Annotated in this window: 24 protein-coding genes; 12 read left to right on the plus strand and 12 right to left on the minus strand. The window is 63.2% G+C overall.

Going from position 1 to position 26,307, the window contains the following annotated elements; genetic code table 11:
- Positions 1 to 119 precede the first annotated feature (119 nt).
- Complete coding sequence (locus BraRD5C2_RS18760) at positions 120 to 1,691, minus strand: alpha-L-arabinofuranosidase B (RefSeq protein ID WP_223970303.1); 1,572 nt, start codon at positions 1,689 to 1,691, stop codon at positions 120 to 122.
- A 99-nt stretch (positions 1,692 to 1,790) separates the two neighbouring features.
- Entirely contained in the window at positions 1,791 to 2,222 is a 432-nt protein-coding gene (locus BraRD5C2_RS18765; protein ID WP_223970305.1) for a hypothetical protein, read from the minus strand.
- A gap of 180 nt (positions 2,223 to 2,402) precedes the next feature.
- Here BraRD5C2_RS18765 and BraRD5C2_RS18770 point away from each other — a divergent pair, with 180 nt between their 5' ends.
- The 3 genes from BraRD5C2_RS18770 (at position 2,403) to BraRD5C2_RS18780 (ending at position 6,287) form a co-directional block, all read left to right on the plus strand.
- The gene (locus BraRD5C2_RS18770) at positions 2,403 to 2,630 is read left to right on the plus strand and encodes a hypothetical protein (RefSeq protein WP_097676049.1); all 228 of its coding nucleotides are present in this window, start codon (positions 2,403 to 2,405) and stop codon (positions 2,628 to 2,630) included.
- A 129-nt stretch (positions 2,631 to 2,759) separates the two neighbouring features.
- Positions 2,760 to 4,190, plus strand: a complete 1,431-nt coding sequence (locus BraRD5C2_RS18775; RefSeq protein ID WP_223970307.1) for a caspase family protein — start codon at positions 2,760 to 2,762, stop codon at positions 4,188 to 4,190.
- A 72-nt stretch (positions 4,191 to 4,262) separates the two neighbouring features.
- Positions 4,263 to 6,287 (plus strand): pyrroloquinoline quinone-dependent dehydrogenase, encoded by a 2,025-nt coding sequence (locus tag BraRD5C2_RS18780; RefSeq protein WP_223970309.1) that lies wholly within the window; start codon positions 4,263 to 4,265, stop codon positions 6,285 to 6,287.
- A gap of 332 nt (positions 6,288 to 6,619) precedes the next feature.
- Here the strand turns inward: BraRD5C2_RS18780 and BraRD5C2_RS39410 are convergent, their stop codons facing one another.
- Positions 6,620 to 6,844 (minus strand): DUF1127 domain-containing protein, encoded by a 225-nt coding sequence (locus BraRD5C2_RS39410; RefSeq protein ID WP_308444434.1) that lies wholly within the window; start codon positions 6,842 to 6,844, stop codon positions 6,620 to 6,622.
- Positions 6,845 to 7,007: 163 nt separating this feature from the next.
- Between BraRD5C2_RS39410 and BraRD5C2_RS18790 the strand changes: the two genes are divergently transcribed.
- Positions 7,008 to 8,567, plus strand: a complete 1,560-nt coding sequence (locus tag BraRD5C2_RS18790) for a winged helix-turn-helix domain-containing tetratricopeptide repeat protein (protein WP_223970313.1) — start codon at positions 7,008 to 7,010, stop codon at positions 8,565 to 8,567.
- A 199-nt stretch (positions 8,568 to 8,766) separates the two neighbouring features.
- Positions 8,767 to 9,747 carry a catalase family peroxidase gene (locus BraRD5C2_RS18795; protein WP_223970314.1) on the plus strand — a complete coding sequence of 327 codons (981 nt, stop codon included), beginning with the start codon at positions 8,767 to 8,769 and terminating at the stop codon, positions 9,745 to 9,747.
- 975 nt (positions 9,748 to 10,722) lie between these two features.
- Here the strand turns inward: BraRD5C2_RS18795 and BraRD5C2_RS18800 are convergent.
- On the minus strand, positions 10,723 to 11,700 hold the full coding sequence (locus tag BraRD5C2_RS18800) for a Bug family tripartite tricarboxylate transporter substrate binding protein (protein ID WP_223970315.1): 978 nt from the start codon (positions 11,698 to 11,700) through the stop codon (positions 10,723 to 10,725).
- A gap of 205 nt (positions 11,701 to 11,905) precedes the next feature.
- Complete coding sequence (locus BraRD5C2_RS18805; RefSeq protein WP_223970316.1) at positions 11,906 to 12,385, minus strand: hypothetical protein; 480 nt, start codon at positions 12,383 to 12,385, stop codon at positions 11,906 to 11,908.
- A gap of 286 nt (positions 12,386 to 12,671) precedes the next feature.
- Between BraRD5C2_RS18805 and BraRD5C2_RS18810 the strand changes: the two genes are divergently transcribed.
- Positions 12,672 to 12,965, plus strand: a complete 294-nt coding sequence (locus BraRD5C2_RS18810; protein ID WP_223970317.1) for an HdeA/HdeB family chaperone — start codon at positions 12,672 to 12,674, stop codon at positions 12,963 to 12,965.
- A 59-nt stretch (positions 12,966 to 13,024) separates the two neighbouring features.
- On the opposite strand, the gene BraRD5C2_RS18815 is transcribed toward BraRD5C2_RS18810, so the two are convergent.
- Together BraRD5C2_RS18815 and BraRD5C2_RS18820 are read right to left on the minus strand one after the other, a co-directional pair.
- On the minus strand, positions 13,025 to 13,486 hold the full coding sequence (locus tag BraRD5C2_RS18815) for a PaaI family thioesterase (protein ID WP_223970318.1): 462 nt from the start codon (positions 13,484 to 13,486) through the stop codon (positions 13,025 to 13,027).
- A 46-nt stretch (positions 13,487 to 13,532) separates the two neighbouring features.
- On the minus strand, positions 13,533 to 15,008 hold the full coding sequence (locus BraRD5C2_RS18820; protein WP_223970319.1) for an amidase: 1,476 nt from the start codon (positions 15,006 to 15,008) through the stop codon (positions 13,533 to 13,535).
- A 194-nt stretch (positions 15,009 to 15,202) separates the two neighbouring features.
- Here BraRD5C2_RS18820 and BraRD5C2_RS18825 point away from each other — a divergent pair, with 194 nt between their 5' ends.
- The 3 genes from BraRD5C2_RS18825 to BraRD5C2_RS18835 all read left to right on the plus strand — a co-directional run bounded on the left by BraRD5C2_RS18825 (position 15,203) and on the right by BraRD5C2_RS18835 (position 16,045).
- Positions 15,203 to 15,334 carry a peptidylprolyl isomerase gene (locus tag BraRD5C2_RS18825; protein WP_223970320.1) on the plus strand — a complete coding sequence of 44 codons (132 nt, stop codon included), beginning with the start codon at positions 15,203 to 15,205 and terminating at the stop codon, positions 15,332 to 15,334.
- Positions 15,335 to 15,406: 72 nt separating this feature from the next.
- A complete protein-coding gene (locus tag BraRD5C2_RS18830; RefSeq protein ID WP_223970322.1) occupies positions 15,407 to 15,715 on the plus strand; it encodes a hypothetical protein in 309 nt (102 codons plus the stop codon).
- Between the two features lie 99 nt (positions 15,716 to 15,814).
- A complete protein-coding gene (locus tag BraRD5C2_RS18835; protein ID WP_223970324.1) occupies positions 15,815 to 16,045 on the plus strand; it encodes a hypothetical protein in 231 nt (76 codons plus the stop codon).
- A 22-nt stretch (positions 16,046 to 16,067) separates the two neighbouring features.
- On the opposite strand, the gene BraRD5C2_RS18840 is transcribed toward BraRD5C2_RS18835, so the two are convergent.
- On the minus strand, positions 16,068 to 16,274 hold the full coding sequence (locus tag BraRD5C2_RS18840; RefSeq protein ID WP_097676058.1) for a hypothetical protein: 207 nt from the start codon (positions 16,272 to 16,274) through the stop codon (positions 16,068 to 16,070).
- Positions 16,275 to 17,867: 1,593 nt separating this feature from the next.
- Between BraRD5C2_RS18840 and recA the strand changes: the two genes are divergently transcribed.
- From recA to BraRD5C2_RS18860, 3 genes are all read left to right on the plus strand, one after another.
- Positions 17,868 to 18,956 carry a recombinase RecA gene (gene recA, locus BraRD5C2_RS18850; protein ID WP_223970326.1) on the plus strand — a complete coding sequence of 363 codons (1,089 nt, stop codon included), beginning with the start codon at positions 17,868 to 17,870 and terminating at the stop codon, positions 18,954 to 18,956.
- 157 nt (positions 18,957 to 19,113) lie between these two features.
- On the plus strand, positions 19,114 to 20,094 hold the full coding sequence (locus BraRD5C2_RS18855) for a hypothetical protein (protein WP_223970328.1): 981 nt from the start codon (positions 19,114 to 19,116) through the stop codon (positions 20,092 to 20,094).
- Between the two features lie 17 nt (positions 20,095 to 20,111).
- Entirely contained in the window at positions 20,112 to 21,098 is a 987-nt protein-coding gene (locus tag BraRD5C2_RS18860) for a hypothetical protein (protein ID WP_223970330.1), read from the plus strand.
- Between the two features lie 28 nt (positions 21,099 to 21,126).
- Here the strand turns inward: BraRD5C2_RS18860 and BraRD5C2_RS18865 are convergent, their stop codons facing one another.
- The 4 genes from BraRD5C2_RS18865 to gcvT form a co-directional block, all read right to left on the minus strand.
- The gene (locus BraRD5C2_RS18865; RefSeq protein ID WP_223970332.1) at positions 21,127 to 21,558 is read right to left on the minus strand and encodes an acyl-CoA thioesterase; all 432 of its coding nucleotides are present in this window, start codon (positions 21,556 to 21,558) and stop codon (positions 21,127 to 21,129) included.
- 181 nt (positions 21,559 to 21,739) lie between these two features.
- Positions 21,740 to 24,613: an aminomethyl-transferring glycine dehydrogenase gene (gene gcvP, locus BraRD5C2_RS18870; RefSeq protein WP_223970334.1), complete on the minus strand. Its 2,874-nt coding sequence runs from the start codon at positions 24,611 to 24,613 to the stop codon at positions 21,740 to 21,742.
- Between the two features lie 22 nt (positions 24,614 to 24,635).
- Entirely contained in the window at positions 24,636 to 25,001 is a 366-nt protein-coding gene (gene gcvH, locus BraRD5C2_RS18875) for a glycine cleavage system protein GcvH (protein WP_223970335.1), read from the minus strand.
- Positions 25,002 to 25,021: 20 nt separating this feature from the next.
- Positions 25,022 to 26,167 carry a glycine cleavage system aminomethyltransferase GcvT gene (gcvT, locus tag BraRD5C2_RS18880; protein ID WP_223970336.1) on the minus strand — a complete coding sequence of 382 codons (1,146 nt, stop codon included), beginning with the start codon at positions 26,165 to 26,167 and terminating at the stop codon, positions 25,022 to 25,024.
- Between the last annotated feature and the right edge of the window lie 140 nt (positions 26,168 to 26,307).

Raw genomic sequence — 26,307 nt, forward strand, 5'->3', positions numbered from 1 at the left:
AAAATGCCGTTGAGGCCATCCGGCAATTTAAGCGGTAATGTTAACGGGGCGTTCAGCATATGCCGGTGGTGTTGGTGCGCGCAGTCCGACGCGACCAGCATACCGGCTAGGGACGTACGCTATGGCGACCACGGTGGACCGACGATGAAGCTGACGTCGTCGGTCCAAATCGCCTTGGTGTCCCAGGGATTGGTGCCGTCCCCGTCGCCTGCGACATAGACCTTACCGAAATAGTGGCGGATGTATTTCGTTGGGCAGTTCAGCGCGTGGAATGAATTTCCTTTTCCGTTCTTGCCCGGCTGCGCGCAGAAGGTTGCGTCGGAGCGATTGAGAGCCGTGCCGTCGAACGGCTGCAGATGCAGCGCAGAATTCTGATGCCGGAGGAAGTCGCCCGGATTGCTTTTCGACTCGAAGGAGACGCAGGAGCTGCCGGCGAGGCCGCGCCGGACGATCCATGTCGCGTCGCGCCTGTCCTGCACCGCGCTGCCCGATGTGATCGGTGCGATGACCGCGGCGCCGTTCTCGTTGCGGACATAGTCCCCGGTGCAGCATGCCGTGGTCGCCTGCAACGAGATTTCTGATCCCGGCACCAGCGTTCCGGACAGACCCGTGGGCGCGCCATAGCCCGCGGCGACAATGTTGGACTGGACCGCGTTGTCGGCGGCGTCGGTTGGAAAGCCCGATGTCATCACGCCTTCGAAGAAGGAGCCCGCGGAGGCGTGGCTGTTATCGCCTCCGATGCCGAGGATGATCGCGCCTTCCTGGCGCATCGGCGCATATCCGCTCGGCAGGGCGCCGGAATAGATCGTCCTGAGCCCGCCCGATTGCGCGTCGCCCCACTTCAGCGCAAATCGCGTCTGGCCGTTGTTCTTCAACCAGGCCGAGATGAACGGACGCGGTCCGCCGGCGATTATTGCAGCAGGATTGCAGCTTCGCTTGTCCCAGTGGAAGATTCCGTTCTCCAGGTCCGCGTGCACCCCGGGCCCTGTTTCACCTCGGCAGTTCGGCCATTCCAGATCGCGACTGACGTTGAGCGCATCCATGTGGCCGGCGCCGGTGTCGGTGCTGCTCGTCTCGGCGTTGCCATAGTCGAAACAGCAGCCCGAATTGAAATGGGTTGCGGAGGAAACCATGTACATTCCCTCCGGCTCGCCCTTGACCGCAACGCCAGTCGTCCTGGTGTTGTGATATCCCATTCCGGGCGAAATCGAGACGCCATAGACCTGATGACCGCCGGCCGTGACCGGTAGCGCGTCTGCCGCGGCGCCAAGGTCGGATCCGCCGGGGCCGGGTCCCTTGTAATGTCCGCCGGCGGCGATGACGAGGTCGTTGTGCCGGGGCGACTGATCGTAGATCTTTGTGATGATGCAGGTGGTGTTGGCGCAGAAAGTATCCTGCGTTGCAGCGTTCGCGTAGCCGTCCGCACGCAGGCCGATGTTCTCGGCGGTGTCGTCTGACGCTCGCTTCACCTGATAGAGCGCGCCGGCATATTTGGCGTAGAGCGATCTCACCGTGCTGTGCGCGGCGACGCATGGCGTATGCGCCGCGGCGTAGATGTCGCAGGGCCTCTGCTTGATCGTCTCACTCTGCGCGTCGCGAAGACCGATCAGTCCAACTGCCATCAAACCGACGATCACCGCCAACGCGGCGCGGATTCCCTTGGGCCTCAAGATGGATGGCAATACGCTCATGACCGCTATGATCCTCTCGTCGCCGCGACAACGTAGCTGCGGAGATCGCGAGGGCGCATAACAATACGGTGACGGTGCTGCGGCCGGTGTTGCCGGCTGCTACGGCTTGGGACTTCGCTGCGCTTCGAGCTGAACGGCGCTGTCGACCGGCTCGTAGGTCTCGGTCACGCAATTGTCGTCAGCCTCCACCTGCCGGCGATCGAAGATCGCGCCGTCATTGATGAAGACGCGATAGGTCTGCGTCCCGAGCGGCTTGCCGATCACCGACGTCAGTTCGGCGCGCACGCAGGCGATCCAGCCGGTGCCGCGCGGGTCGTGCAGCGGGGCGGAGACCCGCACATGGGCCGGCTGCGAGCCGGCGGTGAACACCGAATCCAGCTTGCCGGCCACCAGCCGCTTGACATCCGGAGGCGTCTCGAGCGGCGCCGGCTCGGTGGCCTTGACCTTCAGCATGTCAGGCCATACCGCGTGGCTGTCCGCCAGCCCGCAGCCGCTCAACATCAAGGCGGCGCCGGCCAGCAGCGCCGCCACTTGTACCTGTCCCTGTCCCATCCAACTAATTTAATGCGCCGCCGCCCACATTGCGCCCCCCTGGTGGGGCTGAATCCGCATCGCGCGGCGCTTTGTCGATCAACAAATGTCGAGCGACAAGCTATGTTCGCGGTAGAGGTGTTGCCGGATGTTTCTACGGCTGCGGGGAGAGAGACTGACATGAAAAGCTTCACGGTTGCTGCCGTCATTCTGGCGCTGATCGCGACACCGACCCTGGCTCAGGGCCGGCGCGGCGGCGGGGGCGACGACAGGAAGACGGAGAAGAAGCCTCAGATCGACGAGAAGGCCTACAAGGCCGCACTCGATCGTATCCCCGAGCCCAAGGAGAAATACGATCCCTGGGGCGTCACCAAGCCGGCCGCGGATCCAGCGAAGAAGCCGAAATAGCCGGGCCCATCTGATCCCTGCGACAATTCAGGCCCAACAACCGGCGCCGGCGGCAGCAGATTGCCGCACGGCATGAACCTACACCTGACGGCTATCGACCCATCTCCGATGTCATTGTCGGAGGCCGCCATGCTTCGCCGTTCCCTCCTCAGCTTGATCGTTCCGGCTGCGATCCTGTTCGGCGCCGTGCCGGCACTGGCGGAAAGCCGTCTGGCGCTGGTGATCGGGCAGTCCGCCTACAAGTCGGTGCCCGCGCTGCCCAATCCGGCCAACGACGCCAGGGCGATGTCACAGATGCTGACCGATGCCGGCTTTGCGGTGACAACGGCATCGGATCTGTCCCAGGATGAGATGCGCGCAAGGATCAGCGATTTCGCCGGCCAGGTGGCGGCGAAGGGCGCCGACACCGTGGCGCTGGTGTTCTATGCCGGGCATGGCCTGCAGATCGATGGCGAGAACTATCTGGTGCCGGTCGATGTCGACCCGAAGCGCGAGGCCGACATCCCGATCCAGGCGGTTCGCCTCAACGACATCCTGAACACGCTGACCTCGGTGCCGAGCCGGATGCGCATCTTGCTGCTCGACGCCTGCCGCAACAATCCGTTCCCGGAGCTCAGCAAGACCGCCGGGCATGGGCTTGCCATCGTCGATGCCAGGATCGGCGCGCCCGGCACTTTTGTCTCATTCTCGACGTCACCGGGCGCCGAGGCCGAGGACGGCAGCGGCGCCAACAGCCCCTATACGACCGCGTTGCTGGCTTCGGCGAAGGAGCCGGGGATTCCGATCGAGGATACCTTCAAGCGCGTTCGTCTCGCGGTCAACAAGGCGACCGACGGCCGCCAGACGCCGTGGGATTCCTCGTCGCTCACCGACGATTTCCGCTTTATGGCAGGTACGTCAGCGTCGACCGCGGCCATGCCGGCGCCGGCCGCGACCAAACGCAGCGTCGACGAATGGAAGCGCGAATTGCAGGGCAAGCCGATCGAGGTTGCCAACGAACTGATGGTGGTCGCCGGCACCGATGAAGCCTATGAAGCCTTCGCCGCGATCTTCGCCGGCACGCCGCGCGGCCTGCAGGCGCGCGACTGGCTCGACCGGCATCGCCGCATGGTGGCCTGGAACGACGCCATTCTTGCCAACACGGCGGCGGCCTATCGCAGCTTCCTCGTGCTGTACCCCGACAGCGATCTGACGGCGACGGCGCGCAAGATGATCGAACGGTTGCGCTACCGTCCCGATCTGACGCCGGCCGCCGCGCTCAGCGTGCCCGCGACCAACGTCGCGCTGGCGGCGCCGACCTGTCCCTGCAACACCGCGCCGCCGCAGCAGGAGCAGAAGGCGGCCGCGCCTGTGAAGAAGCGTGCCGATCCCGATCCGCCGCCGCGCCGCGCCGGCAAGCGCCCGCCGCGCGTCGTGGTCGAGGACGACGTCGTGGTGGTGCGTCGGCCGCCTCCGGCCGTGGTCTACGAGCCGGTCGGACCGCCGATCGGAATCGGGATTGGCATCGGCGGCGGCTATCGCGGCAACTATGGCGGCGGTTATCGCAGGGGTGGATACTGACGTGCCAATCGCGTAAAGGCTTTCCCCGCATGAGATGCGGCATCCGATGATCGCATCTCGCGGGAGGACGCAATGCGGTCGCTGTTTCGCCTGCTTGCCGCGCTTGTGCTTTACGTGCAGCCGGGGCTCGCCTGGGAGTATTGGGGCGGCGACCGTGGGGGCACGCGCTTCTCACCGCTGACAGAAATCACGACAGACAATGTCGGCACGCTGGTGCGAGGCTGGGAATTCCGCACCGGCGATCTCGACGCGCGTCCGCCCGAGGTGATGAAGCGCACCAAGTTCGAGGTGACGCCGCTGTTCATCGAGGACAGCCTGATCTTCTGCACGCCGTTCAACGAGGTGATCGCGCTCGATCCCGGCACCGGTGCGCAGAAATGGCGGTTCGATCCGAAGATCAGCATGGCGCAGCGGCCGGCCAACCGGTTTGTCTGCCGCGGCGTCGCGCACTGGACCGATGATCGCGCGGCTGAAGGTGCGACCTGCAAGTCGCGCATCTTCACCGGCACCAACGACACGCGCCTGATCGCGCTCGATGCCAGGACCGGCAAGCCCTGCGCCGATTTCGGCAACAACGGCGAGATCAAGATCGACGCCGGCATGAAGCTGGAATGGCCCGGCGAGTTTCAGATCACGTCGGCGCCGGTGACCGGACGCGGCGTGGTCGTGGTCGGGTCCGCGATCGGCGACAACCGGCGGGTCGACGCGCCGGTTGGGGCGGTGCGCGCCTTCGATGCGCGGACCGGCCAACCGCGCTGGACCTTCGACCCGCTGGTGCATGCCGGCGTCGAGGCCGGCCACAGCAATGTCTGGGCGCCGATGTCGGTCGACGAGGAGCGTGGCCTGGTGTTCCTGCCGACGACGTCGCCCAGTCCGGATTTCTGGGGCGGCAAGCGTCCCGGCAATGACGAGCACGCCAATTCCGTCGTCGCGCTGCGCATCGAGAGCGGTGAGCTCGCATGGGCATTCCAGACCGTCCATCACGACGTCTGGGACTACGACCTGCCGGCACAGCCGACGCTGGCGCGGATCGACACCGGCAACGGCATGCGCGACGTCGTGATCCAGCCGACCAAGCAGGGCTTCGTGTTCGTGCTCGATCGCGACACCGGCAAGCCGGTGTGGCCGGTCGAAGAGCGCGCGGTGCCGCAGAACGGCGCCGAGGGCGAGCAACTGTCGCCGACGCAGCCGTTCCCGACCCATGTGCCGCCGCTGCTGACGCAGCGGATGACGGCCGATGATGTCGGCGGCCTCCTGCCGGGCATCGGGAGCGCGGCGTGCGACAAGCTGCTCGCGCAATCCCGCAATGAGGGGCTTTACACGCCGCCGTCGACGCAGGGCACGATCATCTATCCGATGACCGGCGGCGGTGTGAACTGGGGCAGCGCGGCCTTTGATCCCGTCAACCAGATCCTGTTCGCCAATGTCAGTCACGCGGCGCATGTCATCACGCTGATTCCGCGCGATCAGGCCAAGGGCTTCAATCCGCCGCCCGGCCACGATTTCGGCCAGCAGCAGGGCGCGCCATTTGCGATGTCGCGGGCGCTGGCGAGTACGGAGGTTGGGTCGCCGTGCAACAAGCCGCCATGGGGCGAGACGGTGGCGGTCGATCTCAAGGCCGGCAAGATCCTCTGGCATGCGCCGGTCGGCACCAGCGAGGATCTCGCACCGCTCGGCATCGCGCTCAATACCGGCACGCCGCTGCTCAGTGGCGTCGCGATCACCGCGGGCGGACTGGTGTTTACCGGTGCGATGGACGCCTATCTGCGCGCGTTCGATGTCAAGTCGGGCCGGCAGTTGTGGCTCGGCCGGCTTCCGGTGCCGGGCGTCGCCAATCCGATGACCTATCTCTGGAAGGGCGAGCAGTATGTCGTGATCGGCGCCGGCGGCCATTCCGAAGGCGGCACCTCGATCGGCGACAGCGTGGTGGCATTTCGCCTGCCGCGCCAGGGCGAGGGCGTGTCGCTTCTCACGCGCCTGATCGATCGTCCCGGCGGACGGTTTGCTGCGAAGGCGCTCGCGGCCGGTGTGGTGCTCATGGCCCTCATTGCGCTGTTGTGGCGCTGGCGGCACAGCCGTCGCTCGCGATCCGCTTAGGTGCTCCCTGCCGCAGGTGCGCGCCGCCAAAATATCGAAAACAACCCCATGCAAAGTAGCCGGCGGCTGCGGGCGTTCGAAAAGCAACTTGACACGTCGGGCAACTCAAGGGCATTTTCTAATATTCCGAAATTGTGCGAGCGCCGCCTCGCTGCGTCAAGGCGCGATGAATTCAGGTTCTTCGCCGCCTCTGACTGGTCCGGTATTGTGTGCAGTCCGGACTTCTCATCAACGATCCTCGACCGCCGCATTTGACCCCTAGCGGAAGTCGGTGGTCCAATTTGGCCGTCCACTGTTGGCAGGTATCGCAGCCATTCGCTGGATCGGATGCCTCACGGGTCACTATCTCGGTGCGAGGCGACGTAATCGATTTCGCCTCGCGAAATACCGATATCCATTAACTCGCGGTCGCTTAGGTCGGTCAAATCGGCTTGTAGCCTCGCGCGTTTGCGCCACTCTTGAAATGCTGCCCAATATATCTCGAGCGGGCTGAAGACTTGCCGCCTTGCGGTTACCCGTCGCAGCTCAGTGGTCCCATGGATCGTGCTCATTTGCATGTGTCCTGGCTCAACTGTTTCACCACGCAATGGTGTCAGGACACGCGCTGGGCGCTTAACGGGCAGCTTACATTTTTCTCCCCTGCAGCTTATTCTTGCAACTTCCAGCCAGGCCAAAGCGCTACCCGGTTATCGGGGGCTCTCATCCTAGGGGATTCGCATCTTGCGCTATCTCTTCGAGGACTACGCATTCGATCCTGACCGGCGCGAATTGTATCGCGGGGCGGAGGTCGTCCCCATCGCACCGCAGGTCTTCGATCTGCTCGATTACCTGATCCGCAACAGGGAGCGCGTCGTCAGTAAAGACGACCTCATCAATGCCGTTTGGAATGGGCGGAGCGTTTCGGATGCAGCACTGACGACCCGGCTGAATGTCGTCCGAACCACAATTGGCGATTCCGGGGAGGAACAGCGACTGATCAAGACGCTACCGCGTAAGGGATTCCGTTTCGTCGGAACAGTGGTGGAAGTACAGGAGCGGGAATACACGGCAGTCGCCGGCAACGGCGCAGAACCGCCGAACTCAGCCCTCACGCTGCCCGACAAACCCTCCATAGCTGTGTTGCCGTTCCAAAACATGAGCGGTGATCCCAATCAAGATTACTTCGCTGATGGCATCGTGGACGAAATTACCACCGCGTTGTCGCGGTTCAAATCTTTATTCGTGATCGCGCGCAATTCCAGTTTTACTTACAAGGGCAAAGCGGTCGATATCAAGCAGATCGGACGCGAACTCGGCGTCCGCTACGTGCTTGAAGGCAGTGTGCGCAAGGTAGCCGGAAAAGTTCGCATCATCGGCCAATTGATAGATGCCGGGACTGGGGTGCACCTTTGGGCGGATCGATTTGAAGGTGACTTGGGCGATGTCTTCACTCTACAGGACCGGATGACCGAGAGCGTTGTCTCTGCCATTGAACCAAAAGTGTTTCAAACCGAAATCGATTTGGCTAGGCATCGGACGAACAACGCAAATGCCTATGACCTTTGTCTTCGAGCGACACCGCACCTTCATTCATTTACCCGGGGCGAATCGGCGGAGGCCCTTCGGCTTGTCTCTCGAGCGTTGGAGAGCGATCCTCGGTATGCCTTCGCTGCTACCCTTGCGGGGAGCTGCCACTTGCAAAATGTAACTCAAGGATGGGCGGCTGATCCAAAGTCGGAATTTGCAGAAGGACTACGGCTTCTCCAGTTGGCACTTAGTATTGACGGAAACGACCACTTGGCACTGAGCATGCTTGGCTACGCAGCCGGCTGGTCTGGCGATTTCGATACTGCAATAGAGATGGTGGACCGTGCAGTCGCCTCTAATCCTAATGCAGCTTTCGCATGGGGCCTGCGAGGTTGGGCGTACCGAGTAGCCGGGAAGCCAGAAGAGGCGATCCGGAGCTTTGAGCGCGCAGTTCGACTAAGTCCGTTTGACCCATTGCTATTCGTGAGGCTTACAGGAATGGGCGTCGCATTCGTCGGTCTCGGTCGTTTCGACGACGCGGTTGCCGCGGCCAAGAAGGCTCTCAGTCAGAATCGGACTTTTGCGGCGGCCTATCGCTGTCTCACGACGGCCCTGGCTCATCTGGGACGCGAAGCAGAAGCGAGGGAGGCGGCAGCCCGTCTGCTCGAACTCGAACCCGATTTTCGTATTTCTGAATGGGTAGCCCGTAGCGGCCGACGGCACGACGATCAGATGTTTATCGACGGTCTCCGCAAAGCTGGGCTTCCGGCATGACGCGCCATCCCGTCTCGCGGTAACAGGGACTTGATGGCGTGGGCCGCGACCGCGACTTCGGCTATTGGCCCGAAGCGGACGTGCCTCAGAAAGTCGCTTGACCTTGTAGACCTACCGCCCCGGTCGCAACGGTCAGGAAATCGCTCATGCGTCAATTTATGATGCTATGCTGCGATGACCAAAAGGGGAGAAGCCGCTGATGATGAATTGCAAACTCGTCGCCGCGCTGTTCGCGTTCGGTCTGGCCTTGCCCGCCGTCACCAGGGCGCAGGACGCACCGGTCGAGGAGCAGATCGTTAATCAGATGAACAAGGTGTTTGGTGTCCACCCCGGATTCCGTGCCAATCACGCCAAGGGTGTCGTGGCCGAGGGAAAGTTCAAGGCCTCTCCGGAAGCCGCCGGTTTGAGCAAGGCAGTGCTTTTCGGCGGCACTGAGGTTCCGGTGACGGTGCGGTTCTCGGACTCTACGGGAGTGCCGAATCTGCCCGACGGATCCAATGATGCCAATCCGCATGGCATGGCGGTGAAATTTCACCTGCCTGACGGTAGTGACATGGACATCGTGATCAATTCGTTGAAATTCTTCCCCGTCTCGACCAGCGAGGAGTTTCGCGACCTGCTCATCGCGATCGCGCAGAGCCCGCCGGACGCCGCGAAGCCGACGAAGGTGGAGCAGTTCGTGGCAAGTCACCCCACTGTCCCAGCTGCCCTTGCTACCGTTGCCACGCCGGACAGCTTTGCCAACGAAGCCTATTTCGGCATCAACGCGTTCGTGTTCGTTAACAAAGGGGGTGAGCGACAAGCCGTCCGCTACCAGATGATCCCGGAAAAGGTCGTGCACCTGGACATGGCGGAGGCTGCGAAAAAGACGCCTGACTTCCTGATGGAGGAACTGCCCGTACGATTGAAGCAGGGTCCGGTGACTTTCCGTTTAAAGGCGCAAATTGCTGCTGCCGGCGACTCCACCAAAGATCCATCAAAGCCCTGGCCTGATGATCGCAAGGTGGTCGAACTTGGCGTGCTGACGATCGACAAGGCCGTAACGAACAGTGATGAGGCGCAGAAGAAGCTCCTGTTCCTGCCGAGCCAACTCACCGACGGGATCGAGCAGTCCGACGATCCGATGATCGATATTCGCAGCGGCGCTTATGCCATCTCGTTCTCGAGGCGAAATCCCTGATAATCACGGTTAGTTATCAAGTTATCTCCCTGCCGCCGCCGCCCGAATTTCGGTCGACGCAAGCATTGAGGAAATGCCTTGTGTGAACTTCCGCTTCTGACCCAAAGCGGACGGCGGCGCTCGCATGCCGGCGCGGCTTCATCACGCCGGATAGAGCGCGGCGGTGGAGACGTGGCCGCCAGCCGCACGCACTCTGCGCCCGACGGAACTAGTGCGCCCGTCTTGATCGCTTGAGTTCGGCGACTTTAAACTTCCCGGCGATTTGCAGGCTGCTGCAAGTCCAGCGGGCTTTATTTTGGTACTCGCCCAAGAACACTTTGGTCTCGACGCAGTCCACGTAAGATTTGTAGGTGAGGTTGTCTCTGCACGTTATCGAGAAGGGTCCAAGTCCAAGTGACCCTCCAGCCGACTCGCTACACCCAACCCAAGGTAGGTTGCCGTGTGGGCGGCTTGACTCGCAACCACCGTTGCAATTGCTGGCGACCTTCTCCAGCGCGGCAATTCTGGCCAATGGTGGACCTGACCCACCCGTGGGCGTGTTAGCGTCGTCCGACGACGTTTGACGGGCTGACGATCTGCGACGAGACACCACCGTGTGAGCGACCCGCTCGGGCTTGCTCGATCTCGCCACCTGCTTCGGCGCTTCGACCGTGATGGAGGGGAGCGGGGCAGCGGCGCCAGTTTCGGTTTGCGACGCTGCCGGGTCGCACAGCAAGACAATTGACAGGATAGCGACGGCTGAGGGCGCGACAAAGCTTGACGACGATCTCATGACCACGTCCTTTCGGGACGGACATTCCGTCCCATTGCATCACCACGCACTCACAACTAGCCGAAAATCCCGAACTTGGCCACCGGAGACCTTGCCACGTCCGATTTTGGCCCCAAGCAGACCTGAGACCGGCGCGGATAGACTTCAGCTTTTGACCCAAAGCTGACATCCCGCGTGGGTGACGGGCACCGCAGTGAGCAGGATCAGTCTACCTGCAAACCGGCATCCTTGATTGGACCTTCCCAGCGTGTGATCTCCTCAACCACGTAGTTGGCGAGGTATTCCGGCCCACGCCGCTCGGGGGCAACGCCGACTACGCCGATGTCGTTAAATCGTGCCCTGATCGCAGGCGTATCCATTGCCGCATGGGTTGCCTCGTTGAGCTTGACCACAATGTCCTTCGGCGCGCCTTTTGGCAGGAAGAAAGCCGTCCAAGTCACGACATCGACATTGATACCCTGCTCGTGCGCCGTCGCAAGTTCGGGCATCAGCGGCGTGCGCTCGCGAGACAACAGCGCGAGAGGCTTCGATTGCTTTGCGGCCGCACGCACAACAGAAGTCCCCATGTTGCCGCACATGTAATCGATCTGGCCGCCGATTAGGTCGTTGGCGACTGGGCCGCCGCCACGATAGGGAACGTGAGTTACCTCGACGCCGATCCTCGCGTTGAGCAGCGCACAAGCAAGATGCGTGGTCGATCCGACGCCTGCCGAGCCGTACTGCATCTTCGTGCCGTTCTGTTTAAGCAGCGCGATAAACTCTGTGAGGTTGTTGGCAGGCAGATCCTTGCGGCCTTCGAGTACCATCGGCTGGTCAGAAAAGAGAGTGACAGGGGTGAAGTCGCTCACCGCATCATAGCGGCGTTTCCGGTATATCGATTGGTTATAGGCGTGGGTGCCGACAGTCCCGAGCAGTACCGTATAGCCGTCCGGCTTGCCATTGATCACGCGTTGGACGCCGATGATGCCCCCTGCGCCAGTTACGTTCTCGACGATTACCGATTGGCCGAGCAGTTCGCTCATCCGCGCTCCAATAATACGTGCGATGGTATCGAATACGCCACCGGCCGCGTAGGGTACCACCATGGTGATGGAGCGCGCCGGATAGGACTGGGCCTCCGCCGCCGCCGACCAGGCCGCCACTCCGGCAGCCACCAGCAACACAAGACACTGTCGCATCATGCATCACTCCCGGTTTTGGAAAGCTCCGAGCGGTAGAAACTAGCGTATTTTGCACCGCGGCACATCTAACAACGGAGCTTGCCGCCGGAAATGTCAGCTCGCGGCCTCGGAAGCGCCGCGCTGGCTACCGAAAGTCCGGTGTCGGGGAGTGAAGCGGACCTCACAGCTGCGCGGTCCGATTTCCGAGTTCGACCCATAGCCGAAGTTACAGAACGTCGGTTTCAGCACGCCCACGGACCGCAACATACCAGTAGGTGGCGCCTGAGATTAGCCCGGCGCAAACGAACGGCCAAAGTATGCGATCGGGCCATGGCGTCATCAAGCCTTGCCCCAGCCAACCGATCGCCGCGCCGGCCATGACGAATACCCCAACAAACCGGATCCGAAGACCTTCCGTTATCCAAATGACAAGGGCGGCCGGAATAGCTGAAATCAGGGCTATGAACGCTAAGTGTAACAGGCTTAGCACGAAGCCAGCGGTCAAACTGGCGGCGGTGAGTCCATCAGGATGATAGATTTGGTTTGCAAGCCCGACCACGAAAAGGGACGCGGCCGCCGCTAAGCAACTCACCAGCCAACCCTTTAGAACTAACGCGAGCGATTGGTCTCTCATCGACTTACCGTCCAGCCCAACATTTAAGGATCGATTACCGCGCAATGTCGCCTTCTGGCCCTGGGCGGACATTCCCCAAAGCATCGCCGATGTCGGCTTTTGAGAGCGACACGGACTTCGCTATCTCCGCTCGCATACACTGGATTTTGAGTACACGCCCTGTTCTCATCGCGCTTTAGCGCGGCGCCGTCACAAATCAGAAACGCGAATTCTCAATCCGTGCACCGAAACGACGTGCGGGCATGCGCGCACGATGTCGTGCTTGCGTTCGCCGCGACGCTTCGCTTACGAGGTCGCGAGCGGACGAATTGGGCTTCCAGCGCCTGTTCACTTCAGATCATTGCCCATGGAGATTGCGATGAAGATCACTGCCTCGATCATGCTTGCCGCCGCACTCGCGCTGTCGTCCGCGCCGGCCAATGCCACCGTCCTCGATCTCTCGACCATGACCTGCAAGCAGTTCGTCGAAGGCGGCGACGACACCATCAAGATGGTGCTGGTCTGGATGGACGGCTGGTACAAGGGCGATTCCGACGAGGCGATCATCGACACCGACGTGTTCGTCGAGAACGCCAAGAAGTTCGGCACCTATTGCGGGAAGAACCCGACCATCAGCATCGTCAACGCCGCCGAGGCCGTGCTCGGCAAGTAAGCCTCTTGTTTGAGCATGAACTTTTCGGAAAACCGCTACGCACTTTTCCGGATCATGCTCTATCCCGGCAGCATCGCGAATGCGCTCGACACCATCGCCACCGGCTTGTTGTCGGTGGCGGAGGATAGCGTGACGCGGCCGAAGCTCATGGTGCGGCCGAGCCGGACCACGCGCGCGTCGGCGAGCACGTCGGAGGCGGTCGCCGCGCGCATGAAATGCGTGGTCTGGTCGACCGTCGTCATCGGACGATAGCCCTTGTTGGCGGCGAGATTGGCCAGCACCATCGCGGTGTCGGCGAACGCCATCAGCGCCTGGCCGCAGACGATGCCGCCCTGGCGGCACAGCCGCTCGGAAAACGGCAAGCGCAGGATGGCGCCGGGCTGCCAGTCGGCATCGCCGCCCGCGGGCGGCGCGATGTCGAACTGCTCGATCGACAGATTGAGGTCCTGCACCCATGGCGCAAAGACGTCGCCGAGCACGCGTTTGGCGTCGTCGATCCCGAATTCACCGGCCTGCTGCATGACGTTCCGTTCCCTCCGCTGATGTCTTTTGTTTGCTGTTTATTGCCTAGTTGCGCGTGACGTGCACGCGCGGCGTCTTGCCGTCATTCCATTTGCCGCCGATCGCCCGTTCGATCTGGGCGGCGAGCTGCAGCAGCAGGCCGTCATCGGCCTGCTTGCCGATCGCCTGGATGCCGAGCGGCAGGCCGTGCTCGTTGGTCGCGAGCGGCAGCGAGATCGCCGGAATGCCGCAGAGATTGGCGAGCGGCGTGAAGGCGAAGTTGCGCCAGAGATTGCCGAACCAGTCCAGCACCGACGGGTTGTCGCTGATGGTGAGATATTCCGTGGTGCCGATCTTCGGCGTCGGTAGCGCGGTGATCGGCGTCAGGATGATGTCCCAATCCGCGAAGAAGGCGCCGAAGCCGCGCGCTGTGGTGTTGAAGACGGCCTGCATGCGGGCGCGGTCGGCGAAGCTAAAGTCGCGGCCGTGCTCCCAGATGCGGATGTTGATCGGCTCGATCAGGTCCGCCGGCGGCCGCGTCAGTCCGCGCGCCGCGAGCATGTTGCCGATCACGACGGCGAAATTGCTGATGTAGCAGGTGGTCTGCGCCGCGAAGGCTTCCGCGTAGTCGATCGACGGCAGGGCGTAGTCGACCTGATGGCCGAGGCCCTCGAGGAAGCGGCCGACCCGCTCGAGCTCGGCTGCGATGTGCGGTGTCGCGCGATAGTCGCCCCAGGTGTGCGACAGCGCGATTCTGAGCCGGCCGGGGTCGCGCGCGATCATCGCGGTATAAGGCTCCGGCGGTGTCCAGAACGGCATGAACTCGCCAGGCGCCGGGCCACGGCAGGCATCGACGAAGGCTGCGGTGTCGCGCACCGAGCGCGACTGGCAGCCCTGGATCGAGACGAGGCCGGTGAGATCGGACAGATGCGGCGCGAGCGAGAACACGCCGCGCGACACTTTCAGCCCGATATTGCCGTTGACGCCGGCGGGAATCCGGATCGAGCCGCCGCCGTCGGTCGCATGCGCGATCGGGACGGCGCCGGCGGCAACCATCGCTGCGCTGCCGGCTGACGAGCCGCAGGTGGTGTAGTCGGTGTTCCAGGGATTGCGCGTGACATAGACTGCGGGGTTCTCGGCCGAGCTGCAGACCCCGAACTCCGGCGTGGTGGTGCGGCCGATCAGGTTGAGGCCGGCCTTGCGCAGCTTCGTGGTCAGGAAGGTGTCGGCTGCGGCGCGGTTGCCGCGCATCATCAGCGAGCCCATCTCCTGCAGTCGGCCCTTCAGCGTGGGGCCGAGATCCTTCATCAGGGAGGGCAGGCCGGCGAACGGGCCGTTGAGATCGGCGCCGTCGCGCGCGGGATCGGCGATCACGTCGTCGAACAGCTCGACCATGCCGGAGAGCGCGGGATCGACCTTGGCTGTGGCGGCGGCAGCCTGTGCCGCGAGCTCCCGCGGCGTCAGCTCGCCATTCCGGACCCGCTCGGCGAGCGCCGTCCCGTCATGACGCGTCCATTCGTCCCAGCTCATCGCCAAAGTCATTTCGATTCCTTTTCTGCTTTGTTGCGCAGTGTAGTTTGGGGGGCTGCCCGGTCAAACCCATCGCGCGGGCGTTGCACACGGGAGCGCGGGCGCTGCTGTCCGACGCGCTTGCGCGGCGTTGCAAGCGCCGTGCCCGGCTTGAAAATGCCCCAGTTTTGGCCCCCAATCGCCCCTCGTCAGTGGTGGGGGCGTCCATGTTCCGCAGGTTGGTATTGCTGAGCGGCGTGATCGCGATCGGGCTTGCGCTCGGTAGCTGCACGCGATGCGGTCCGATCTGGGACGACTGGATGCAGTCGCCGAAATCCTGCAAGTCAGACCACCTCTAGGGCAGGGACGGGCGCTTGGCGGCGGCTTTCTTGGGGTGATATACCGCTGACGAAAATGCAAGGAGCGTTCTTATGAGAGTTTTGAGCGCAGTTGCGGTTGCGGTGCTGCTGTCGGCGCCGGCCTATGCGCAAATGCCGAATGTCAATCTGATGCCTGAGGTCAAGACCAAGACCCAGGACGAGAAGGATCGGGACGCGGTCAACGACCGGGCCTACAAGGACTCGCTGAGCAAGATTCCGGACGCCAAGGGATCCTCCGATCCCTGGGGCGCGGTGCGCAGCGATGCGCCGCCGAAGGCGGCAGCCCATCCTCCCGCCAAGCCGAAGACCAAGACCGGAAGCTCGGCGCAGCCCGGAAGCTCCGCGCAGCGCAGCCAGTAAGCCCCGTTCCTGCCGGCCTCGCCGGCTTCCCGCAGACTCGGATTCTTGTGGCGCCGCCCCTATATTGGGGGCGTCGTCAGTTGGTCTGGAGTTGCGGCAATGGTGTTGCGTCCGCGCGATCTCGCCAGCCGGATGGCCGCACGGCGCAAGCCGGATGACGGCTATCTGCGCGAGACCTTCAGCCTGCCGCGCGATCAGGCCCGCCTGCGGGCGCGCGACTTTCTCAAGCGCTACCCGAAGGCCGCCTATATGAGCGCGGTCGAGAGCTGGCGCGAGCTGCCCGGCGGCGACATCGAGTTCACGATGCGGCGGCTGGCAAGCGCGGACTGAGGCTTGCCGGACGGACTGCGCCTCAGTCCTGATCGCGGTGCCCGCGACTCCGTCCGAGCCCGAGATTGTTCAGCTCGCGGTCGATCCGCAGCTGCACGCGGCGGATCGCCAACAGGTCGAGTTTTGCTTCGGTCTTGCCCGTGAAGACCCGATCGCCGATCTGGAAACGCCATTTCCAGACGCCGGGCATGAGCTGCGTGACGCTGAATTCGACGCCCTTGTGGATCATCTGGAACGGTTCCGCGAATGGATGGCGGTCGTCGATATTTAAATCAAAGGTTGTAGCAATGATTAACACCCGTCCAAGGATGAAGTGAACTGTCGCGCCCGTTCGGACGTCGTTGTGGATCCCGAAGGGGATCCGTTCGGCGGCGGCGCCGCTTTGCCTCGCGACACGCTATCGGTGCGCTGGGCCGGACTAGCCAATGTTACGAACACTGGCGGAACCCGAGTCTTCCCGTGAAGGCTACGTAGTTTTTGGAGGCGTCAGGAGGGGTACCAAGGTAGTATGCAGATTGTGCCAATCGTGATCCGGCCTCGCCAAATCCTTCGGTAACTCGTTGATTATGCGCTGCAGTCGGGACGAGGGCAGTGCCGCCTGCTCGCGGAACTTTGTTCTGCCCCGGAGAACTACGGATCGCGCCGCGCCGCGGCCCAGACGCTTCGATAATGGCTCCGTCAGCGCGCTCGGATCCGCCCCGGCGCCGCCCGCTTGAAATGCTTGCGGACGGCGCTGGCCCTAGCCCCAGGAAGGTGTGCAAAATCCTGATAGCTGGAAGCCTATACAATTTGTGCCACAGGACATGTCCCAAATTGGCTATCACGGCGATCAATCCGGACCGCGCGGCCTCGGCGCTTCACCGCGTTGCCGTCGCCGTTGGCGCAGACGTCACGCAAAGGCGCGCCGGATAACTTGAACAAAGACCGCCGATTGAGGCGCCCTCGGGAGCCAGTTGAGACCGCCTAAACAAAGCCATGCCGCCCGTTTGAAAATCTTACAGGCGGCATAGGCCTTCCAGCCCGAGAGGGTACGAACAAAATCCCGGATATTCCACGTTTAGAGTGCGATGGCCTCTTTACCTGCGGAGCCTATCCTCTAACGGTATCGGCTCCTCATATCGGCGCTCGCAAACCCGGCGACCGCAGCCAGTCGCTTAACTGTGAGGCGGTTTCGGCAAGACGCGCCTTGCGGATAAGGCGGGAGCGCTCGACGCCCGGGGGAGTTCCCCACGCCTCCTTCCGGAGTCGCTGCGCCTCGATGTTGAGACGCTCTTCAAGTGATTCTGCGTGCGTGAGACGCGGTCGCTTCATGACCATGGCGCGCTCCGTTCCGTTGGAGGAAGGCGGGAGCGCTACCGGGCGATCTCATCACCGATGACAGCCACGAGCGGGGCGGTGATGGACCTACTGTGTACCTGTCTGGAAGGAATAGCGAGCTATCTGTTTCAGGCCTTTTGTCGCAACGCGTGGAACGAATGGCGTTTTAAAGCGGGTGGATGTTGTTCCGGCTGTAAAGCAGGGAAGAACAGATAGCGTCCCATGGAAAATGATGGGGCTAGAACATTTACTATGCCGTCTCGGTAGTCCTACTGAGAACATCAGCTAAGTCATGGTTTCTGTTCGTTTAATCCGCGCAACTATGAATCCGAAATCAAACCAGAACTCCGGGGCTTAAACGCGGTTAGTGCTGACACGTCGGAAAGAACATATTGCGAACATAGAACAAACGTGGTACGAGGTTCCTATCAACAAACGCGTTCCGCCCGATCCCATCGCCCGTTTTTCCCGCTAGCGAATCCCCGCCATAAGGAGCACATCCCAAATGTCCGCTACTGCACTGCGTATCGTCGAAGGATCCTCCATGGACAAGTCCAAGGCCCTCTCAGCCGCGCTCTCCCAGATCGAGCGTCAGTTCGGCAAGGGCTCGGTGATGAAGCTCGGCAAGAACGACCGTTCGATGGATGTCGAGACGGTGTCCTCGGGATCGCTGGGGCTCGACATTGCGCTCGGCGTCGGCGGCCTGCCGAAGGGACGTGTCGTCGAGATCTACGGGCCGGAATCGTCGGGCAAGACCACGCTGGCGCTGCACACCGTGGCGGAAGGCCAGAAGAAGGGCGGCATCTGCGCCTTCATCGACGCCGAACACGCGCTCGATCCGGTCTATGCGCGCAAGCTCGGCGTCAACATCGACGAGCTCCTGATCTCGCAGCCGGACACTGGCGAGCAGGCGCTGGAGATTTGCGACACGCTGGTGCGCTCTGGTGCGGTCGACGTGCTGGTGATCGATTCGGTTGCGGCGCTGGTGCCGAAGGCCGAGCTCGAGGGCGAGATGGGCGATGCGCTGCCGGGCCTGCAGGCGCGCCTGATGAGCCAGGCGCTGCGCAAGCTCACCGCCTCGATCAACAAGTCTCACACCATGGTGATCTTTATCAACCAGATCCGCATGAAGATCGGCGTGATGTACGGCTCGCCGGAGACCACCACCGGCGGCAACGCGCTGAAGTTCTATGCCTCGGTCCGTCTCGACATCCGCCGCATCGGCGCGATCAAGGAGCGCGACGAGGTGGTCGGCAACACCACCCGCGTCAAGGTGGTGAAGAACAAGCTGGCGCCGCCCTTCAAGCAGGTCGAGTTCGACATCATGTACGGTGAGGGCGTCTCCAAGATGGGCGAAATCCTCGACCTCGGCGTCAAGGCCGGCATCGTCGAGAAGTCGGGCGCCTGGTTCTCCTATGACAGCCAGCGGCTCGGCCAGGGACGCGAGAACTCCAAGGCGTTCCTGAAGGCGAATCCCGACATCACCGCCAAGATCGAAACTGCGATCCGCCAGAACTCCGGCCTGATCGCCGAGCAGATCCTCGCCGGTACGCCCGAGCGCGATGCCGAAGGCGAAGAGCCCGCCGAGGAGTAAGCCGCAAGCATGATCCGGAAAAGTGCGAAGCGGTTTTCCGAAAGATCATGCTCAAACGATCAAATCATTTCGCTGCAAGCGGGCGCTGAGGACGTTGAGTTGCCGACGTCTTCGGCGCCTGTTTGGTTTTGTAGCCGGTGTTCAGTGAGTTGAAGCGGTGAAGCGCCTGATCTTGGGTAATCCATCCGGGCTCGACCTGAAACGCGCAGGTCTGGGCGACGCGGTGCTTCCGCTTTCATTTCGCTTCGCCTGGGGCGTGTTGCCTTCGCCACAAGAGCTGGCGGCCTATTTCAGCCTGCGAACGCGCCAGAAGCCGGGGAAACATTGGTCGGATTGGATTTCCCCGTCTGCGAAGCGCGCGACTTTGAAGGACCTCGCGTTCAACGATTATTGCCAGTCGTTCGACATCATCGAATTGTGGTTTGACCCTGATCCAAACGACCAGCTACAGTTGATCTGGATGCTCGACCACTTTCATGCTGGGCCGGACATGTTAGCGAAGCTGAAATTGCGTCTCGTCGGCTTCAGCCTGCTAACGATGGACCCGGCATGGCGCGGTTGGAACGAGGTCCCGCTGGCTAACATCCGACCCGCGGATATCGAGACGGCTAGCATGTGCTGGCAAGCGTACCGGGCAACAACTCCGGAGGTGTGCTTCGATGCGGTGCACCGCGATCTGAGTGCGTTTCCGTTGCTGAGGCCGGCTCTGCTTGATCTGCTCTGCGAACTGCCGTGGAGCGGATCGGGACTTGGTGCGACCGAGATACGGCTGCTTGAGCTGATCGCTGCGGGTTTCATGGGCACGAACGCGCTGCTCTATCTTCGCGGCTTTCGCCAGCGTGGCGTCTTCAACGACATGGAAATTGGCGGGCTGCTCGAAGGCCTTGCGCATGGACCGCAGCCGGTGATCGCTGGGCTCGACGATGACTTGCGTGTCATCGAACCCGGGAATGCACGGGTGCGTCTTGAGGCCTACCAGCGAAGCCGCTTGTCGATCACCGAGTTTGGCAAGGCAGTCCTCGCCCACGAGGCAGACTTCACCGATCACAATCCGATCAATCGCTGGTGGGGCGGCACGCATCTCACCAACGACAACCTCTGGCGCTGGAATCCGGCATTGACTGGCCATCGCACGTAGCGGGAGCCGCGCGCACCGTGACGAGTCTGATCCTAGCGACAAACGACCTTGCGAGCTACCGCCTGAGACAGGCGGGAAGGGCGGACATCGTCGTCGGCTTGAGGCCGCGCTTCGTTTGGGGGAAAATGCCCTCGTCAGATGACCTCGCGACCCTCCTGGAGGCGCGCTCCGCAAAGCATGTCGATTTCGACACGCACTGGCTCGACTTCGTCAGTTCAAGATGGACTGGCTCTGTAGGCAAGGACGTCGGTCTCGTCGAGCTCTGCGAGCGTTGCGACAGTGTCGAGCTTTGGGCTGATCCTCGGCCGAATGACCAGCTGGTGCTGGTCTGGCTGCTCGACGTGCTCCGTCCGCACCGGCACATCGTCGCGAAGCTCCGTCTGGTCCAGACCGATGTCGAGATCGGCAGCTACCGAGGCGAAAGCTCGGCGAAATGGCGATTGCCGGCACTTGCGGCGACCGATGATCGGTCGGAATTGGCCAGTCGCGCCTGGAGCGCCTTTTGCGCTCCGACTGCCGAGCCCTGTTTCGAGCTTCTCATGCAGGATCTGTCGGCGATACCGCAGCTCCGGGCGGCTCTCATCGCGCTGCTTGAGGAGCTTCCCGGGCGTGACACCGGCCTCGGCGCGTCCGAACTGCGGTTGCTGGATCTCGTCGCCGACGGCGAGGCGAAGCCACAGGTCCTTTCAAGCGAGTTGAACAGGCAACGCGGCGTGTTCGATTTTCAGGAGGCGGAGCTGATCCTGGACCGGCTCGCTTATTGTCCATCGCCGGTCCTGACCGGCTTCCCTGCCGAGATCGAGGGGCCAGACGATTTGGAGGCCCGGCGAGAACGGCTGCTGTACAGCCGGCTGTCGCTCACCGATTTCGGCCAGGAAGTGTCGGATCGCGCGCGCGACTTCAGTCAGGACAACCCGATCCATCGCTGGTGGGGCGGCACTGAATTGACCAATGACCGGCTGTGGCGCTGGGACTCCGAAGGCCGCGCCCTGGTTGCCCCGTAGGCCTGACAGCGGGTGTGCGCAGATCAGCCTACGACAGCGCTTTTTCCCGGCTCGCGATCAGCGCGCGCAGGTCCTCGGTCACGGCGACCGATTGATGGGTCTTCTGGTCGGTCGCGACCCAGATGATTTCTCCGGTCGCGCGCAGGTCCTCGGAGCCCTTGGCGAAGATCGCGAGGTTAAGCACGATCGAGGAACGGCCGATCCGTGCCACGCGGACGCAAACCTCGATGTCTTCGTCGAACCGGATCGGCGCCTTGTACTCGACGACTGATTTCACGGTGTGAAAGTCGATGCCGGTCCGCGTCACCTCGCCGAGATAGTCGTAGCCGAGTGCACGGAAATATTCCGTTATCGCGGTGTCGAAATAGGTCAGGTAGTGGGCGTTGAACACCACGGCCTGGGCGTCGACTTCGGAGTAGCGGACGCGAAACGGGAAATGAAACCAGAATTCCTCGCGCATGTTTCCTCCTGCCGCAGGCGGCCCTTGCCATCGTTGGTCTCGCGTCCGCTTCGACCGGTGCAGGTCGAGGACGAGCGAAACGCCGAATTCTTATCGTTGTAGATGCCAGGTTGAGCCGGAGGGCTCAACCTGCGCTTTGATATCCGGGCGACGCGAGCGCCTCCCGAGACACGTCGCCCGACTACTCCGCCGCCTGCGCGTAATCCTCGATCGGCGGGCACGAACACACCAGATTGCGGTCGCCGTAGACATTGTCGACGCGGCCGACCGGGCTCCAGTATTTGTCGGACCGCGACACGCCCGCCGGGAAGCAGCCCTCGGCGCGGGTGTAGGCCCGGCTCCAGGCGTCGTCGGCGATGTCGTGGACGGTGTGCGGCGCGTGGCGCAACGGCGACGCCTCGATCTTCCAGCGGCCCTTCTCGATCTCCGCGATCTCGCCCCGGATCGCAATCATGGCATCGCAGAAGCGGTCGATCTCGAACTTCGATTCGGATTCCGTCGGCTCGATCATTAGCGTGCCCGCCACCGGGAAGCTCATGGTGGGCGCGTGGAAGCCGTAGTCGATCAGCCGCTTGGCGATGTCGTCCACGGTGACGCCGCTGGTCGTCTTCAGCGCGCGCGGGTCGACGATGCATTCATGCGCGACGCGATCCCGGGCATTGCGGTACAGCACCGGGAAGTGCGGCTGTAGCCGCGCGGCGATGTAGTTGGCATTGAGGATCGCGATCTCGGTGGCGCGCGTGAGGCCTTCACCACCCATCATCAGGATGTAGATGTAGGAGATGGTCAGGATCGACGCCGAGCCGAACGGCGCGGCCGACACCGGGCCGATGGCGTGTGCTGTCGCGCCGTCAGTTGCGGGATGACCCGGCAGATAAGGCGCAAGATGCGCCTTCACACCGATCGGGCCCATGCCGGGGCCGCCGCCGCCATGCGGGATGCAGAAGGTCTTGTGCAGATTGAGATGGCTGACATCGGCGCCATAATCGCCGGGCCGCGACAGCCCGACCTGCGCGTTCATGTTGGCGCCGTCGAGATAGACCTGTCCGCCATGCGCATGCACGATGTCGCAGATCTCGCTGATATGCTCCTCGAACACGCCGTGGGTCGACGGATAGGTGATCATCACGGCGGCGAGATTGGCCGAATGCTTCTCGGCCTTGGCGCGGAGATCGTTGACGTCGACGTCGCCGCGCGTGTCGCAGGCGACAACCACGACGTCCATGCCGACCATCGCGGCCGAGGCCGGATTGGTGCCGTGCGCGGAGGAGGGGATCAGGCAGACCTTGCGGTGCGGCTCGCCGCGAGCGAGGTGATAGCCACGGATCGCCAGAAGCCCGGCATATTCGCCCTGCGCGCCGGAGTTCGGCTGCAGCGAGATCGCGTCATAGCCGGTGATGTCGCAAAGCCACTGCTCCAGCCGCTTGAACAGCGCGTGATAGCCCTTGGCCTGATCTGAGGGGGCGAACGGATGCAGATTGCCGAACGCCGGCCAGGTCAGCGGTATCATCTCGGTGGTGGCGTTGAGCTTCATCGTGCAAGAGCCGAGCGGGATCATCGCGCGGTCGAGCGCGAGGTCGCGATCGCTGAGCTTGCGCATGTAGCGCAGCAGCTCGGTCTCCGAGCGGTGGGTGTTGAACACCGGGTGGGTGAGGAAGGCGCTGGTGCGCCGCAGCTCCTTCGGCAGCGCCTCGCGCGCGGCCGCCTCGATCTCGGCAAAGCTGAGCTTGCCGCCGAACACGCGCCATACCGCCTCGACGGTCTCCGGCGTCGTGGTCTCGTCGAGCGCGATGCCGAGCGTGGTCGCACCGATGCGCAGATTGATCCGCTCCGCCTGCGCGCGGGAGACGATCTCGATCTGCTTCGCTCCGGCCTCGACCGTCACGGTGTCGAAGAACGCTTCGCTGGTCGGCGCAAAGCCGAGCTTGCGCAGGCCTGCGGCGAGCACGGTGGCGCGGCGATGCACGCTGCGTGCGATATGGGTCAGGCCTTCGGGTCCATGATACACCGCATACATCGAGGCGATCACGGCGAGCAGCACCTGCGCGGTGCAGATGTTGGAGGTCGCCTTCTCGCGGCGGATATGCTGCTCGCGGGTCTGCAGCGCCAGCCGATAGGCCGGTGCACCGCGCGAATCCACCGAAAGCCCGACGATGCGGCCGGGCAGCGAGCGTTTCAGCGTGTCGCGCACCGCCATGTAGGCGGCGTGCGGTCCGCCGTAACCCATCGGCACGCCGAACCGCTGCGCCGAGCCGATTGCAATGTCGGCGCCGAGCTCGCCGGGCGAGGTCAGCAGGGCCAGCGACAGCAGGTCCGCGGCCACGATCGCAAGCGCACCCTTGGCGCGCAGCGATGCGATCGCCGGCCGCAGGTCGCGCACCGCGCCCGTCGTGCCCGGATATTGCAGCAGCGCGCCGAGCACGTCGGCCTTGTCGAGCTCGGTCAGGGGATCGCCGACCACCAGTGCCCAGCCCAGCGGTGCGGCGCGCGTGCGCATCACCGCCAGCGTCTGCGGATGAACTTCCTTGTCGACGAAGAACACCTTCGCTTTCACCTGCGAGTGGCGCTCGGCGAGCGCCATCGCTTCGGCCGCCGCGGTCGCCTCGTCGAGCAGCGAGGCGTTGGCGACGTCGAGACCGGTGAGATCGCAGATCATGGTCTGGAAGTTGAACAGGGCTTCGAGCCGGCCCTGGCTGATCTCCGGCTGATACGGCGTATAGGCGGTGTACCAGGCCGGGTTCTCCAGGATGTTGCGCTGGATCACCGCGGGCAGGATGGTGCCGGAATAGCCCTGGCCGATCAGCGAGGTGAACACCTGGTTCTGCGCGGCGAGTTCGCTCATATGCGCGAGCGCTTCGGTCTCGCTCAGCGCCCGGCCGAGATCGAGCGGCGCCTTCTGAAGGATCGACGCTGGCAACGTCTCATTCATCAGCGCCTGCAGGCTCGCGGCGCCGACCGTTTCCAGCATCGCGTTGACGTCGCGCGGTGATGGTCCGATGTGGCGGCGGGCGAAATCGGTGGCAGCTTCGTTGATCGGCTTGAAGGGCGCGTTCATGACGTGGTCCTCGGCTTGATCCTCAGGCGGTGTGCGCGGCGTAGGCGGCCTCATCCATCAGGCCGCCGAGTTCGCTCTTGTCGGCAATCTTCAGCTTGAAGAACCAGGCCTTGCCGCCGGCATCCGAATTGACCAGCGCGGGCTCGGCGGCGAGCGCCTCGTTGACCTCGACCACGTCGCCGGTGATCGGCGCGTAGACGTCCGAGGCGGCCTTGACGGATTCGACGACGGCGGCGGCCTCGGCCTTCTTCAGGCTGCGGCCGACCTTGGGCAGTTCGACGAACACGACGTCGCCGAGCTGCGATTGCGCGTAATCGGTGATCCCGATCGTGGCGACGTCGCCCTCGATGCGGAGCCATTCGTGGTCGGACGTGTACAGCGTCGTCATGGGGATCGATCCTTTGGCGTTTAGCGTTTGTAGGTATTGGGAACGAAGGGCGTGGCGGCGACCTTCAGCGGTAGCCGTTGGCCGCGCACTTCGGCGAAAACGGTGGTGTCGAGTGCGGAAAGCGATGTCGGCAGGTAGCCCATCGCAACCGGTGCATTGAGGCTCGGGCCGAAGCCGCCCGAGGTCACCTTGCCGATTGGCTCGGTCGAGGTCGGATCGGCAAACAGCATGGCGCCTTCGCGCACCGGCGCGCGGCCGTCGGGCTTCAACCCGACGCGGCGGCGGGCAGCGCCTTGTGCGAACTGGCCGAGAATCTTGTCGGCGCCCGGAAAACCGCCGGCGCGGGCGCCGCCGCTCCGGCGTACCTTTTGCACCGACCATTCCAGCGCGCCTTCGACTGGCGTCGTCGTGGTGTCGATATCGTGGCCATAGAGGCAAAGCCCGGCCTCGAGGCGCAGGCTGTCGCGCGCGCCGAGCCCGATCGGCAGCACGTCGGGATTGTCCAGCAGCGCGGTGACCAGGGCTTCCGCCTTGTCTGCGGGCACGGAAATCTCAAAGCCGTCCTCGCCGGTATAGCCGGAGCGCGAGACGAAGCAGTCGATGTCGGCGACGCGGCGCGGTCCGGCGTCCATGAATTTCATCGAACTGACATCTGGGCAAAGTTTCGCCAGCGCCGATTCGGCTTTCGGCCCCTGCAGCGCGATCAGCGCGCGGTCGGCCAGCGGCACGATCTCGCAAGCTTCGGAGAGATGCGCGCGCAGATGCGCCTCGTCCTCGGCCTTGCAGGCGGCGTTGACGACCAGGAACAAATGATCGCCGAAATTCGCGACCATCAGGTCGTCGAGCAGGCCGCCGTCGTCGTTGGTGAATTGCGCGTAGCGCTGCCGTCCCGGCGCGATGCCGACGATGTCCTGCGGCACCAGTCTTTCCAGCGCGAGCGCCGCGTCACCGACCTTGCCGGATTTGGCCTTGAGCACCAGCTGGCCCATGTGAGACACGTCGAACAGGCCCACATTGCTGCGGGTGTGCAGATGCTCCTTCAGCACGCCGGCGGTGTATTGCACCGGCATGTCGTAGCCGGCGAAGGGCACCATCTTGGCGCCGCGCGCCAGATGCAACGCGTGCAGCGGGGTCTGTTTCAGCGGGGAGGTTTCGCGCGCAACCATCACAGGGCCCTCGCGGTTCCCGCGGGGACCTATTTCCCCTTGAGAAACCTGCAGAAAGCCCCATCTGTCGCTGTGCCTGAGAGTATTATCCCGTCGGCGGGCGCGTCGGGGAGAACCCCAGCGCCTCTTTCCAGATGTCA

Source organism: Bradyrhizobium sp. RD5-C2 (genome assembly GCF_019972155.1).
GTDB lineage: Bacteria > Pseudomonadota > Alphaproteobacteria > Rhizobiales > Xanthobacteraceae > Bradyrhizobium.

Coding starts and splice junctions, on each gene's coding strand:
- gcvH (WP_223970335.1), bottom strand. CDS start 25,001: ATGACGACGCTGTACACGTCCGACCACGAATGGCTCCGCATCGAGGGC.
- BraRD5C2_RS18810 (WP_223970317.1), top strand. CDS start 12,672: ATGAAGATCACTGCCTCGATCATGCTTGCCGCCGCACTCGCGCTGTCG.
- BraRD5C2_RS18820 (WP_223970319.1), bottom strand. CDS start 15,008: ATGACTTTGGCGATGAGCTGGGACGAATGGACGCGTCATGACGGGACG.
- BraRD5C2_RS18865 (WP_223970332.1), bottom strand. CDS start 21,558: ATGCGCGAGGAATTCTGGTTTCATTTCCCGTTTCGCGTCCGCTACTCC.
- BraRD5C2_RS18770 (WP_097676049.1), top strand. CDS start 2,403: ATGAAAAGCTTCACGGTTGCTGCCGTCATTCTGGCGCTGATCGCGACA.
- BraRD5C2_RS18780 (WP_223970309.1), top strand. CDS start 4,263: ATGCGGTCGCTGTTTCGCCTGCTTGCCGCGCTTGTGCTTTACGTGCAG.
- BraRD5C2_RS18815 (WP_223970318.1), bottom strand. CDS start 13,486: ATGCAGCAGGCCGGTGAATTCGGGATCGACGACGCCAAACGCGTGCTC.
- recA (WP_223970326.1), top strand. CDS start 17,868: ATGTCCGCTACTGCACTGCGTATCGTCGAAGGATCCTCCATGGACAAG.
- BraRD5C2_RS18795 (WP_223970314.1), top strand. CDS start 8,767: ATGATGAATTGCAAACTCGTCGCCGCGCTGTTCGCGTTCGGTCTGGCC.
- BraRD5C2_RS18775 (WP_223970307.1), top strand. CDS start 2,760: ATGCTTCGCCGTTCCCTCCTCAGCTTGATCGTTCCGGCTGCGATCCTG.
- BraRD5C2_RS18760 (WP_223970303.1), bottom strand. CDS start 1,691: ATGAGCGTATTGCCATCCATCTTGAGGCCCAAGGGAATCCGCGCCGCG.
- BraRD5C2_RS18805 (WP_223970316.1), bottom strand. CDS start 12,385: ATGTCCGCCCAGGGCCAGAAGGCGACATTGCGCGGTAATCGATCCTTA.
- gcvP (WP_223970334.1), bottom strand. CDS start 24,613: ATGAACGCGCCCTTCAAGCCGATCAACGAAGCTGCCACCGATTTCGCC.
- BraRD5C2_RS18835 (WP_223970324.1), top strand. CDS start 15,815: ATGGTGTTGCGTCCGCGCGATCTCGCCAGCCGGATGGCCGCACGGCGC.
- BraRD5C2_RS18800 (WP_223970315.1), bottom strand. CDS start 11,700: ATGATGCGACAGTGTCTTGTGTTGCTGGTGGCTGCCGGAGTGGCGGCC.
- BraRD5C2_RS18825 (WP_223970320.1), top strand. CDS start 15,203: ATGTTCCGCAGGTTGGTATTGCTGAGCGGCGTGATCGCGATCGGGCTT.
- BraRD5C2_RS18840 (WP_097676058.1), bottom strand. CDS start 16,274: ATGATCCACAAGGGCGTCGAATTCAGCGTCACGCAGCTCATGCCCGGC.
- gcvT (WP_223970336.1), bottom strand. CDS start 26,167: ATGGTTGCGCGCGAAACCTCCCCGCTGAAACAGACCCCGCTGCACGCG.
- BraRD5C2_RS18830 (WP_223970322.1), top strand. CDS start 15,407: ATGAGAGTTTTGAGCGCAGTTGCGGTTGCGGTGCTGCTGTCGGCGCCG.
- BraRD5C2_RS39410 (WP_308444434.1), bottom strand. CDS start 6,844: ATGCAAATGAGCACGATCCATGGGACCACTGAGCTGCGACGGGTAACC.